Origin of the sequence: Pantoea sp. (assembly GCF_039594315.1) — a bacterium.
GTDB lineage: Bacteria > Pseudomonadota > Gammaproteobacteria > Enterobacterales > Enterobacteriaceae > Pantoea.
This window is the reverse complement of the sequence record NZ_JBCNNP010000006.1, coordinates 66,565-78,897: the sequence shown is the minus strand read 5'-3', so window position 1 is coordinate 78,897 and position 12,333 is coordinate 66,565. Positions and strand designations below refer to the sequence as shown.

Here is a 12,333-nt window from a genome sequence, read left to right as displayed (position 1 = left end):
TGCGTCGCGCGAAAGCTCGCGCCCCATCCATAAAGAAAGGACTGCGCTTATGACCAATCCGTTACTCACGCCTTTTTCGCTTCCGCCGTTTTCTTCCATCAAACCAGAACACGTGGTGCCAGCGGTTACTGAAGCGCTGAACGATTGCCGCGCGGCAGTTGAACAGGCGGTGGCGCAAGGCGCGCCTTACACATGGGAAAATCTGGTGCAGCCGTTGGCCGAAGTGGACGATCGTTTAGGCCGTCTGTTCTCACCGGTTAGCCATCTCAATTCCGTGAAAAACAGCCCTGAACTGCGTGAAGCTTACGAGCAAACGCTGCCGCTGCTGTCCGAATACAGCACCTGGGTGGGCCAGCACGAAGGGTTGTATCAGGCTTATCGCAATCTGAAACAGGGCGACAGCTACGCCAAACTGGATACCGCGCAGAAGAAAGCGGTGGATAACAGCCTGCGCGATTTCGAGTTGTCCGGTATCGGCCTCGATAAAGAGAAGCAGAAGCGTTATGGCGAAATCGCCGCGCGCTTGTCTGAACTCGGTTCGACCTACAGCAACAACGTGCTCGACGCCACCATGGGCTGGAGCAAGCTAATCACCGATGAAGCAGAATTGGCGGGCATGCCGGAAAGCGCAATGGCCGCAGCAAAAGCACAGGCCGAAGCCAAAGAGCAACAAGGCTGGCTGCTGACGCTGGATATTCCGAGCTATCTGCCGGTAATGACCTATTGCGACAACGCCGCACTGCGTGAAGAACTGTATCGCGCCTATTCAACGCGCGCGTCCGATCAAGGCCCGAACGCCGGTAAATGGGATAACGGCCCGGTAATGGCGGAAGAGTTAGCGCTGCGCCACGAATTCGCTCAGTTGTTGGGCTTTGATTCCTATGCCGACAAATCGTTGGCGACCAAAATGGCGGAAAATCCAACGCAGGTGATCGACTTCCTGACCGATCTGGCGAAACGCGCCCGTCCGCAAGGCGAAAAAGAGCTGGCGCAACTGCGTGCCTTCGCCAAAAAAGAGCACGGCGTTGACGAGATGAATCCGTGGGATCTGACTTACTACGGCGAAAAACAGAAGCAGCATCTTTACACCATCAGCGACGAGCAACTACGTCCGTACTTCCCGGAAGCGCGTGCGGTAAGTGGTTTGTTTGAAGTGGTGAAACGTATTTACGGCATCACGGCTAAAGAGCGTAAAGACGTCGATGTCTACCATCCTGACGTGCGTTTCTTCGACCTGTTCGACGAAAGTGGCGAACTGCGCGGCAGCTTCTATCTCGACCTGTATGCGCGTGAACACAAACGCGGCGGCGCGTGGATGGATGATTGCGTTGGCCAGATGCGTAAAGCCGACGGCAGTTTGCAGAAGCCGGTGGCGTATCTCACCTGTAACTTTAACCGTCCGCTGCAAGGCAAACCGGCGCTGTTCACTCACGATGAAGTGATCACCCTGTTCCACGAATTCGGCCACGGTTTGCATCATATGCTGACGCGCATCGAAACGCCGGGCGTGTCGGGCATCAGCGGTGTGCCGTGGGATGCGGTCGAACTGCCAAGCCAGTTTATGGAAAACTGGTGCTGGGAGCCGGAAGCGCTGGCATTTATCTCCGGACATTTTGAAACGGGCGAGCCGTTGCCGAAGGATCTGCTGGATAAAATGCTGGCGGCAAAAAACTATCAGGCGGCGCTGTTTATTCTGCGTCAGCTGGAGTTCGGCCTGTTCGATTTCCGTATGCATACTGAATTCGATCCCGCTAAAGGCGCGCAAATCCTTGAAACCCTGCGTGAAGTGAAGAAGCAGGTTGCCGTGGTGCCAAGCCCAGAATGGGGCCGCTTCCCGCACGCCTTCAGCCACGTGTTTGCCGGTGGCTACGCCGCAGGTTATTACAGCTATCTGTGGGCCGATGTGCTGGCGGCGGATGCCTATTCTCGTTTCGAAGAAGAGGGCATTTTCAACCGCCAAACCGGTCAATCGTTCCTCGATAACATCCTGACGCGCGGCGGTTCTGAAGAGCCAATGGAGCTGTTCAAACGCTTCCGTGGCCGCGAACCGCAGTTGGATGCGATGTTGGAACATTACGGAATTCAGGGATAAGCCTGTAGTGAAAATCGGTTTAGTTGACGAAACAGGCGCCGGAGACGGCGCCTTATTACATTTGGCACAGCGCTGGGGTTTAGAAGCAGACGCTGAGGCGACGATGGCGCTGGTGCTCACGCCGCAACATCTCGAATTGCGCAAGTTGGATGAACCAAAGCTGGGCGGCATTTTTGTCGATTTCGTTTCTGGCGCGATGGCGCATCGGCGCAAATTTGGTGGCGGTCGCGGCGAAGCGGTGGCGAAAGCCGTGGGCATCAAAGGCGGTTATCTGCCGGATGTGATCGATGCTACCGCCGGTTTGGGCCGTGACGCGTTTGTGCTGGCGGCATTGGGTTGTCGTGTGCGCATGCTGGAGCGTCATCCGGTGGTCGCGGCGCTGCTGGAAGACGGTTTGCGTCGAGGCTATGAGGATATCGAAATCGGCGGCTGGCTGCGCGATCGCTTAACGTTATTGCACGTGGTGAGTCAGCAAGCGCTGAGCGATATCACGCCCGCGCCGGATGTGGTATATCTCGATCCGATGTATCCGCATCGGCAAAAAAGCGCGATGGTGAAGAAGGAGATGCGGGTGTTTCAGTCGCTGGTGGGGCCGGATGAGGATGCTGATGCATTGCTGGAACCGGCGCGTCGGCTGGCGAAAAAGCGCATTGTGGTGAAGCGCCCGGATTACGCGCCGCCGTTAGCAGGTATTGCAACGCCCGATGCGGTGGTGACCAAAAGCCACCGGTTTGATATTTATCCGCCGTTGGTCTGATTCCGCAAGTTTCGTAGCGGCGCGATTTATCGCGCATTTCACAGCAGAGTCGCTGTAAAAAGAACGCGATAAATCGCGCCGCTACAATCAAGGTGTGTCTTAAGCGTTATTCGTCATCTTCATCGCGCAGTGGCACGATCAACATGTCGATATGCACGGTGTTGATCAACTGACGTGCTGAAGACATCAGCTTGCTCCAGAAATCCTGATGGTGGCCGCACACCACCAAATCCACATCATATTTCTTAATCGCATCCACTAGCACCTGGCCGAGATCGCCGCTGCCGCTCAGGGTTTCACTGATCGGATAACCGGCATTGACGGAGAGTTCTTTCAGCGCGGTGTGCGTCTCTTCAGAAATGCGCTTCTGCATATCCCCCAAATTGACGTCAATCAGCCCGGTGTAAAGGTCTGAATAGTTCACATCAACGTGGATCAGCGAGATTTTAGCGTCGTATGGACGGGCCAGCGAAACGGCTTTATCAACCAATAACTGGCTTTCCGGGGAAAGGTCTACTGCAATCAGGATGTGTTTATAAGCCATGATAAAACTCCTTTCTCAAGATTCGGGGGCAACCTTCCTGCTTTCTTGGTCGGCGTTGTCCTTTGCGCGAAACGGCGATGAAGCGCCACCAACCCTATTTTCAGCCGTGCAGGTGGCTATTGTTATGTCCTGAGTATAGCCAGAGTTGTTAACAAATGCTGCAAGCAGAAGTTCGCATGTGAGGAAGATCAAGCGTTATCGGCTTTTTCACTCGCGGTGAACGAAAATCATCGCTGGAAAAAAATTGAACAGATCTCCTACACTGAAAATAAGTGCCACTGCCGTATGAGTCGCGCACTCAGGTTCGCATAACAACAATGCAATCGAAAACATTCAGTGGCTGGTTTATTTGCCGTCCGGCGTCTACAGCAATTCCCCGCTGCGTTTGACGTCGTTGCGGTTCCAGCCGGGAGGGGAACATGATCAGCACTATCGCGCTTTTTTGGGCTCTGTGTGTGGTTTGTCTGGTGAATATGGCGCGCTACTTCTCTTCTCTGCGCTCACTTTTGGCCGTTTTGCGCGGTTGCGATCCACTGTTATATCAATATGTTGATGGCGCGGGTTTCTTCACCTCGCACGGGCAGCCGAGCAAACAGGTACGGCTGGTACGTTACATTTGGGATAAGCGTTATCAGGATCATCACGACGAAGAGTTCATTCGCCGCTGCGAACGGGTGCGCGGGCAGTTTGTGCTGACCAGCGGACTGTGCTTTTTGGTGGTGGTGAGTTTGATTGCGATGGCGATCTGGCAATAAAAAAGGGCGACATCGCTGTCGCCCTCCGTATTTCTAGCGGCTGAATTAAATCAGTTTCAACGCAATCCAGTACAGCGAACCCGACAGCAAAATACACACCGGCAGGGTGAACACCCACGCCATGGCGATATTTTTGATGGTGCGGCTCTGCAATCCACCGCCATCAACCAGCATGGTACCGGCGACGGATGAAGACAGAATGTGGGTGGTGGAAACTGGCATGCCGGTGTAGCTGGCGATACCAATCGATACCGCAGCGGTGACCTGCGCGGACATCCCTTGCGCATAAGTCATGCCTTTTTTACCAATCTTCTCACCGATAGTAGTCGCGACACGACGCCAGCCAATCATGGTACCGATGCCCAGCGCCAGCGCGACAGCCACGATAATCCAGATTGGTGCGTACTCAACGGTACCCAGCAAATCCGTCTTCAGCTTGTTGAGGAAGCGCTTATCTTCCGCGCTGGTTTCCGGCAGCTTAGCCACTTTATCCACGGTATCGGAGACGCACAGCAGCAAGCGACGCATCTGGCTGCGTTGATCAACCGTCAGCTGATCGTAGCTTTGCAGATTGTTCAGCAGCAGTTGCGCACGATCGATCGCCTGCAACGCACGGCCGCTATCGCAATGGAACTCATGCGGGCCACCGACCGATTCTTCCGGCGTTGGCACCACCGGCGGTGCGAGCTGCATCATGTGCGTCAGCGACTCGTTATGCTGCTGGTAATACTGCTCCAGATGGTTCACCGCGTCGCGCGTGCGGGTGATGTCGTAACCCGATGCACTCAGGTTAACCACAAACCCCGCTGGTGCGACGCCAATCAACACCAGCATAATCAGGCCAATACCTTTCTGCCCATCGTTAGCGCCATGTGAATAACTCACGCCAATCGCGGAGACGATCAGGGCGATGCGCGTCCAGAACGGGGGTTTTTTCTTACCATCAATCTTTTCGCGATCGGCTGGCGTCATGTGGATGCGTGAACGTTTAGTGGTTCCGCTCCAGTAGCGACGCAGGATAAAGATCAGACCGCCCGCAATCACCAGACCGACAATCGGTGAAAGAATCAATGACATAAAGATATTGATGACTTTCGGCAAGTTGAGCGCATCAACCACCGAAGTGCCGCTCATTAAGGCGTTGGTCAGACCAATGCCGATGATTGCACCAATCAATGTGTGAGAACTGGAGGCCGGCAAGCCTAAATACCAGGTACCGAGGTTCCAGATTATCGCGGCCAGCAGCATGGAGAACACCATCGCTAAACCGTGGGCCGAACCGACATTTAATAGCAAATCGGTCGGAAGCATGTGAACGATGGCGTACGCCACGCTCAATCCACCTAGCAAAACACCTAAGAAATTGAAAACACCCGCCATGACAACCGCCAGTTGCGCCCGCATCGCACGGGTATAAATGACAGTAGCGACCGCGTTAGCAGTGTCGTGGAAACCGTTGATTGCTTCATAAAACAATACAAACAGCAGAGCAAGAATCAGTAACAGGCTGGTACTGAGGTCGAGACCAGCAAACAGATGTAGCATAAACGTTACGCCATTTTTGGAGGACATGAACGCGGCGCATTATCTGCGACAACGTGCGCGATGTGAAAGGAAAATATAGCTGCAACTTGACTTAAAATTGTAATTAACACAGAGGATTACCCTTAAAACCCCTATAAATTAGGTAGTTACAATATGACATATTTGCGGCATTTTTTTGACGCTAGCGCTAAATGCCGCAGATCTCTACAATCAGCGCCTTTCGGGCAAGTTGGGTTATCGCAGTGGAAAAGTTTGACGTTATCATTATTGGTGCAGGCGCTGCCGGCATGTTCTGCGCGGCGCAGGCAGGGCAATTGGGCCGTCGTGTATTGCTGCTGGATAACGGCAAAAAGGCCGGACGCAAGATATTGATGTCAGGCGGCGGCCGCTGCAATTTCACCAATATGCATACCGAACCTGCTGCCTATCTGTCGCACAATCCGCATTTCTGTAAATCCGCGCTGGCGCGTTACACGCAGTGGGATTTCATCGATCTGGTTACTCGCCACGGCATCGCTTACCACGAGAAAACCCTCGGACAACTGTTCTGTGATGACTCGGCGCAGCAGATTGTCGATTTGCTGCTGAAAGAGTGCGAAGCCGGGCAGGTCAGCGTGCGCTTGCGCAGTGAAGTGCTGAGCGTTGAGCGTGATGACAGCGGCTACACTTTGCAGCTTAATGGCACGTCCGTGCAGGCGGAAAAACTGGTGATCGCCAGTGGCGGACTGTCGATGCCGGGACTCGGTGCCACGCCGTTCGGCTACAAAGTGGCGGAGCAGTTCGGCCTGAAAGTGTTCCCCACGCGCGCGGCGTTGGTGCCATTTACCTTGCACAAACCTTTGTTGGAGCAGCTCAATACATTGTCCGGCGTGGCGCTGCCCACCACCATTACCGCTCAGGACGGCACCTTATTTAAAGAAGCGATGTTGTTTACCCATCGCGGCTTGTCAGGCCCAGCGGTGCTGCAAATCTCCAGCTATTGGCAGCCGGGTGAATTCGTCACCATTGATTTGTCGCCAGCCACTTCGCTGGATGACTTTATTAATGTGCAGCGTGATGCGCATCCCAATCTCAGCCTGAAAAACAGCCTGGCGAAGATTCTGCCGAAGCGTTTGGTTGAAGTGTTGCAGGAACTGAAGCAGATTCCGGATGTAACGCTGAAGCAACTGAACAGTAAGCAGCAAAACGAACTGGTCAACACGCTCCATCAATGGCGCGTGCAGCCAAATGGCACTGAAGGCTATCGCACCGCAGAAGTGACGCTGGGCGGCGTCGATACCACCCAGCTGTCCTCGAAAACCATGGAAGCGCGCGATGTGCAGGGCTTGTTCTTTATCGGCGAAGTGGTGGATGTCACCGGCTGGTTGGGCGGCTACAACTTCCAATGGGCGTGGAGTTCCGCCTGGGCGTGTGCGCAGGCGCTGTAAGCTTTCAACGCAATCAGAAGGCGATCTGCACCCCAAGTTGGGCCTGCCAATTGCTGACGCCTTCGTGCCCTAACCGCTGCTGCTTTTTAAGCTGGGAATTTAGCGACAGATTTTCTGTCAGCTGCCAATCGATATAACCGCTATAACGCAGACTATTTCCGCTGCGGGCGGTACTGAATTCACCTTCATTCCCCAGATTGACGCTGCCCGCGCTGCTAGCGCGCTCGACGTAACGCACTTCCATCCCGAATGCCAGCATATCGGTTGGCGTAAAGTCATATTTGAAGCCGCCGGAGAGTTGCCGCTGTGTTTGCTGTTGATAACGAGCATGCAAGCCTTCTTGATCGCGGATATCGTCGATATTCAGCCACTGTGCCATCACGCCAGCTACTGGCGTAAAGGCATGTGCGCCGTGCGACCAGCGCCAACCGCCGTCCAGCCCAATATTGCCGCCAATCGCTTGCATCTGCGCCACTTCACCGGCTTTGTCGGTGCTGATGCGACCACGATAGTGGTTGACGCCAAACGGCACAGCCAGTTGTAAACCCACAGGTTGTTGCCAGCTCAACATGGCATTGACGCCTTGCGTGTCGAAGCGACTGCTGCTGCGGCCATCTTCCGTTTTCGGCACCAGCGTTAACTGGCCTTTATTGATCCCCAAACTGAGAGCCAATTGGCGCTGTTCATTGCCTGCCAGCGTCCAGCGCGCACCGATCTGCCAGCCTCGATAGCGACTTTCACTGTTCTCGCGTGAAGTTTTGCCTTGATAGTGTTCCTGCACCTGATAACCCGAAATAAACAAATTCGGCCGACTATCTTTGCCAGCCAGTTGGGCATGCTGGATGAAACTGGCCTGCAAATTGTCACTGACACTAAACAGCGTGCCTGGCAGCGCTGCATAACTGGCAATTTGTGGTTTCTTCGGCTGCGGCAGTACCGGCGGTGGCCCCGACGGTAAACCTCCATCTAAGGCAGGATCAAGCTCATCATCATCATCAGGCAAACTGGCGATCATTGAGTTTTGCAGCCGGTAATACCAGAAAAGATGAGGCCGTCGATCCGCCAATAACAACGGCGATCGCTGGGCGGCAGGATTGAAATCGTCATACCACTCGCTACGTGCCAGTGATTTACCGAGGTTTTTGATGCCGTTGGCGGCGGCTTGTCTTACGGTTTGCATCAGCGAATGGTCGTGTGTATTTCCCTGCAAAGCGGCATTAAGGGGATCGTCCGGAGGTTGCAGTAACAGGCTGGAGGGTGGGTAAGGGAATTCAGAAGTGGACTGAGCTTGTTTGGCATAAACGGGCTCACTACACAGTGCGCCAAAAACCAGCGCCAGCGGAGTCGGTTTCATAGTCTCTCGTCGGATTAGGTGGCTGCGGAATGAGCAACTTATAGCGGTGTACCTAACGCGACTTTCAAGACTCGTCTTGTTTTTACGGCTAAATATCAAATTTTTGCATTCGATCACAACGAATTAGGCATTTATGTAAGTTCATCGTTTCACTCTGGATCGCTGATGCCGAATGTGTCACGCGCGCCCAATCTGCTACTATCGCCACGCTTTTACTTTCCAGTTGGTGAATCGACGTATGTTAAAAATCAAATTCCTCCTGCCATTGCTGATTGTTGCCAGTGCTGTTGTATGGTGGCTGATGCCGCATTACAGCGACGAGGACAAAGGCTATTACATCGCGATGTTCTGCACGCTGACGCACGATGGACGCGGTAACACATCGCACGATATGCATCAGATTATTGAAGGCAGCAACTCCGATTACGCGTTGCAAAAAATCCATTTCCAAAGTGGTTTAGCCGATCATTTGCAAACGGTGTGGCAGGATTTATCACCGGAACAGCAGCAGCAGGCTCGTGAGGAAAGTTTGGCCTGCCGCCGCGTGATGTCAGAGAAATTATTGCCGGGCAAATCGGTTCAATAATCAGCGCACTGGTAACGCGAGTACGTCGTCAGTGGTTTTAATTTCGGCAAACACATCAGCCACTGCCGCCAGTGCCGCTTGCTGCAACACGTTGTGATCGACCACGTTGTTGTCCCAGGTAGCAAGATCGCGTGTGGCAGTGGCATCTTCCGGAATGATCACCGCATAGCCTAATGGCACCGCATCGCGTGTGGTAGATGACACACACATATGGGTCATTAAGCCGGTGACGATCAGTTGCTTAATGCCCAGCGCATCCAACTGCTGTTGCAGATCGGTGCCAACAAACGAACTTGGCGTCGCTTTGCTGATCACGCAGTCGTTGCTGCCAGGTTGCAAATCTTGATGGAATTCAGCAAAACGGCTGCCTTTGGCAAACAATGGGCCATCGGCATCACCTAAATGCTGCACAAAGAAAACCGGCATGTTGTGTTGGTGAGCGAACTCGACGATGCGTTTGCTATTGTTCAACGCTTTCATGCCATCGGGAATCGGCATTTTTCCGTCTGCAAAATATTCGTTCTGAATATCAATCACGATGACCGCAGTTTCTTTAGCCGTCAGTGTTTGGGTAGCCGTCGCGCCGCTCATGGTGCGAATGGTTGGAGCGCTTGAGGTTAAAATGTTGTTCATAACTAATAATCCTTTAATGAGTGTTTGGCTTGAGAGGCCTGAGTTGCCTCCGATGTGTTGCATTATGGTGATTTCGTCGTGAGTGAAGGAGTACAGCGGATGACAAATAACGTTCAATTTGCGCCAAAAGCGTCGCACACTGCTGCGCCGATTAAAGTGGGCGTTGTGGTGTTTGACGACATCATTCCGTTCCATCTTTCGGTGCCTTGTGCGGTATTTGAAAAAGCGGCGCACGATGATGGATCGCTGTGCTATCAGCTGTTTATCTGTGCCACCCATCCCGGACCGTTAAAAACCAACAGTGGTTTTTCAATTGTTGCCGAACATAGCCTGATGCAGTTGGCGGAAGTGGATATGGTGGTGGTTCCAAGCTGGAGCGATCCAGACGTACAGCCGCCGGCGGAATTACTGCTCGCTTTGCAGCAGGCGGTACAACGCGGCGCGCAAGTGGTTGGCCTGTGTCTCGGTGCTTTTGTATTGGGCGCTGCGGGATTGCTCAGCCAGCGACGCGCGACCACCCACTGGTGTTGGATGGCGGATTTCGAGCGACTTTATCCTGATGTGGCGATTGACCGCGACGTGCTGTATATCGATGAAGGACAGATTGTCACCTCGGCGGGCACCGCAGCGAGTATTGATTGCTGCCTGCATTTGGTGCGCGAACAGTGTGGCGTGGATGTTGCCAATAGCGTGGCGCGCATGCTGGTGGTACCGCCGCATCGTCAGGGTGGACAGGCGCAATATATTGAGCAGCCGGTTTATCAATCTGCCGGTAACGATCGCTTTATGTCGGCATTAAGTTGGGCGACAGAAAATTTACAGCACGCGCTAACGCTGGAACAGCTGGCGGATAAAGCGCTCATGAGCCGCCGCAGTTTCACCCGTCGCTTCAATCAGACCACCGGCAGCTGTTTCAGCGACTGGTTGGTGAATCAGCGCCTGGCGTTAGCGCAGCGTTTTCTTGAGAAAACCGATCAGCCGGTGGAGCTGATTGCCGAGAAAGCCGGATTCTCCTCGCCCTTAATGCTGCGTCGCCATTTCAAGAAGCAACTCAACACATCTCCGCTGCAATATCGCAAAACCTTTCGTGGTAGAACCTAGCGAATATTTGCGAGATGTCTCGCATGAGAATGCGCGTTACTTGTTGTACTAATTGATGTTTTTTGCCATGCAGCGCAAAATATAAACAGTCGAATGGTACAGCAATCGCTCGCCTGACATGCTGTTGGCTCAGCCGATATCTGCCAGGGAGCTTCACGGATGACACTCGCAATGATGAATACACACAAAGCCTTTAAAGCGCTGCAACGGGCTGGCGTCAGTGACCAGCAAGCCGAAGCCATGGTGGAGATCTTCACAGAGATGCAGCAGGACAACGCTCTTTCGCGTGCCGATTTGATGAAAGCCGGAGAAGGGATCAAAGAGAGCATCCATGAACTAGATGTTCGACTTAGTAACGCAATTCAGGATTTAGATGCGAGACTTAGCGGTGCCATCAAAGATCTTGATGTAAGGCTTTCGAATGTGGAAGTTCGTTTAGACAGAATGGAAAAAGACATCATTGTTCTAAAAGCCGATGTCTCCGAGCTAAAAACCGACATGCGCTGGATCAAGCGCTTACTGATGGTGATGGCCACCACCATGGTGATTGCGGCAATCAAATATATCTTCTCCTGAATAACCACATCGTATGCGCTGAGTACAATCGGCTGTACCTGGCGCGCGGCGCGATTCACATTCCCGCACACACACCGCCTGCAAACCGCTGCGAGCGTGCGTAATTTGATGCGGCGCACACTTATCAACAACTAAAACACCAACACTGCCCTCCAGATAATCAGACTGGAGTCCAGCATGTTGGAAGTTACGCCTGTTCCCGCACTGACGCGTGCCATCGCGATTCTCGAGTTTATTGCGCAGCAAGGGCCGTGCAGCCCGGCCGAAATCATTGAAGCGCTGGCGTTGCCGAAAAGCAGTGCTTATCTGCTGTTCGCTGAACTGAAAAAGCAGCGCCTGATCACCATCGATCGCAATAACAATTACTGCCTGTGGACGCGGCTGGTGGAGTTTGCCGGCCATGCGTTGCAGCACATGGATATACGCGACATCGCCCGTCCGCGCCTGACACGTTTAATGCAGCAGACCAACTTGCTGTGCCATCTCGGCATTCTGGATGGAGGCCATGCCTGCTACATCCTCAAACTCGAATCTGCCGCCACCATCAGCGTGCGCTCGCACGAAGGCAAAAGCCTTTCACTGTATCGCTCAGGCATCGGTAAATGTCTGCTCGCCTGGCAACGTCCGGAAGAGCAAGAGCGCATCATCAAAGAGATGCGTTTTGTCGCAGTAACGCCCACCTCGCTAACCAGTGCCGATGCGTTGCGCACCGAGCTGGCGCGCATTCGCCGTCAGGGCTGGAGCTTTGATAACGGCGAAGATTATCCCGATGTGCGCTGCGTGGCGGCACCGATTTTCAATGCGCGTGAGCAGTTGGTTGCGGCAATTTCGCTGGTGGGCACGCGGCTCGAAATTGATGACGACAAACGCGATTACCTTGCAGGCCAGGCGATTGCCTGCGCCCGCGACATTTCCCAACTGCTGGGCTGGCGTAGCCCGGCAGAAAAACAGGCCTCGTAACAG

12 protein-coding genes are annotated in these 12,333 nt (G+C 53.6%); 8 read left to right on the top strand and 4 right to left on the bottom strand.

Annotated features, from left to right (window positions below; genetic code table 11):
- The first annotated feature begins 49 nt into the window (after positions 1-49).
- Both prlC and rsmJ read left to right on the top strand, forming a co-directional pair.
- The gene (gene prlC, locus ABDW13_RS06470) at positions 50-2,092 is read left to right on the top strand and encodes an oligopeptidase A (protein WP_343551654.1); all 2,043 of its coding nucleotides are present in this window, start codon (positions 50-52) and stop codon (positions 2,090-2,092) included.
- A gap of 7 nt (positions 2,093-2,099) precedes the next feature.
- Entirely contained in the window at positions 2,100-2,849 is a 750-nt protein-coding gene (rsmJ, locus tag ABDW13_RS06465; RefSeq protein WP_343551653.1) for a 16S rRNA (guanine(1516)-N(2))-methyltransferase RsmJ, read from the top strand.
- A gap of 106 nt (positions 2,850-2,955) precedes the next feature.
- Here rsmJ and uspA read toward each other — a convergent pair whose 3' ends face one another.
- On the bottom strand, positions 2,956-3,393 hold the full coding sequence (uspA, locus tag ABDW13_RS06460; RefSeq protein WP_343551652.1) for a universal stress protein UspA: 438 nt from the start codon (positions 3,391-3,393) through the stop codon (positions 2,956-2,958).
- A gap of 419 nt (positions 3,394-3,812) precedes the next feature.
- On the opposite strand from uspA, the gene uspB reads away from it, so the two are divergent.
- Entirely contained in the window at positions 3,813-4,148 is a 336-nt protein-coding gene (uspB, locus tag ABDW13_RS06455) for a universal stress protein UspB (RefSeq protein ID WP_343551650.1), read from the top strand.
- A 45-nt stretch (positions 4,149-4,193) separates the two neighbouring features.
- Here uspB and pitA read toward each other — a convergent pair whose 3' ends face one another.
- Positions 4,194-5,693, bottom strand: a complete 1,500-nt coding sequence (gene pitA, locus ABDW13_RS06450) for an inorganic phosphate transporter PitA (protein WP_343551743.1) — start codon at positions 5,691-5,693, stop codon at positions 4,194-4,196.
- Between the two features lie 242 nt (positions 5,694-5,935).
- Between pitA and ABDW13_RS06445 the strand changes: the two genes are divergently transcribed.
- Positions 5,936-7,120 carry an NAD(P)/FAD-dependent oxidoreductase gene (locus tag ABDW13_RS06445; RefSeq protein ID WP_343551649.1) on the top strand — a complete coding sequence of 395 codons (1,185 nt, stop codon included), beginning with the start codon at positions 5,936-5,938 and terminating at the stop codon, positions 7,118-7,120.
- 13 nt (positions 7,121-7,133) lie between these two features.
- Here the strand turns inward: ABDW13_RS06445 and ABDW13_RS06440 are convergent, their stop codons facing one another.
- On the bottom strand, positions 7,134-8,474 hold the full coding sequence (locus tag ABDW13_RS06440) for an autotransporter outer membrane beta-barrel domain-containing protein (protein ID WP_343551648.1): 1,341 nt from the start codon (positions 8,472-8,474) through the stop codon (positions 7,134-7,136).
- 238 nt (positions 8,475-8,712) lie between these two features.
- On the opposite strand from ABDW13_RS06440, the gene ABDW13_RS06435 reads away from it, so the two are divergent.
- Positions 8,713-9,060: a hypothetical protein gene (locus ABDW13_RS06435; RefSeq protein ID WP_343551647.1), complete on the top strand. Its 348-nt coding sequence runs from the start codon at positions 8,713-8,715 to the stop codon at positions 9,058-9,060.
- On the opposite strand, the gene ABDW13_RS06430 is transcribed toward ABDW13_RS06435, so the two are convergent.
- The gene (locus tag ABDW13_RS06430; RefSeq protein WP_343551646.1) at positions 9,061-9,693 is read right to left on the bottom strand and encodes a cysteine hydrolase family protein; all 633 of its coding nucleotides are present in this window, start codon (positions 9,691-9,693) and stop codon (positions 9,061-9,063) included. It lies immediately after the preceding gene.
- Positions 9,694-9,792: 99 nt separating this feature from the next.
- Here ABDW13_RS06430 and ABDW13_RS06425 point away from each other — a divergent pair, with 99 nt between their 5' ends.
- The 3 genes from ABDW13_RS06425 (at position 9,793) to ABDW13_RS06415 (ending at position 12,330) form a co-directional block, all read left to right on the top strand.
- Entirely contained in the window at positions 9,793-10,794 is a 1,002-nt protein-coding gene (locus ABDW13_RS06425) for a helix-turn-helix domain-containing protein (protein ID WP_343551645.1), read from the top strand.
- 159 nt (positions 10,795-10,953) lie between these two features.
- Complete coding sequence (locus ABDW13_RS06420) at positions 10,954-11,370, top strand: DUF1640 domain-containing protein (RefSeq protein ID WP_343551643.1); 417 nt, start codon at positions 10,954-10,956, stop codon at positions 11,368-11,370.
- A gap of 177 nt (positions 11,371-11,547) precedes the next feature.
- On the top strand, positions 11,548-12,330 hold the full coding sequence (locus ABDW13_RS06415; protein ID WP_343551642.1) for an IclR family transcriptional regulator: 783 nt from the start codon (positions 11,548-11,550) through the stop codon (positions 12,328-12,330).
- The last annotated feature ends 3 nt before the right edge of the window (positions 12,331-12,333 follow it).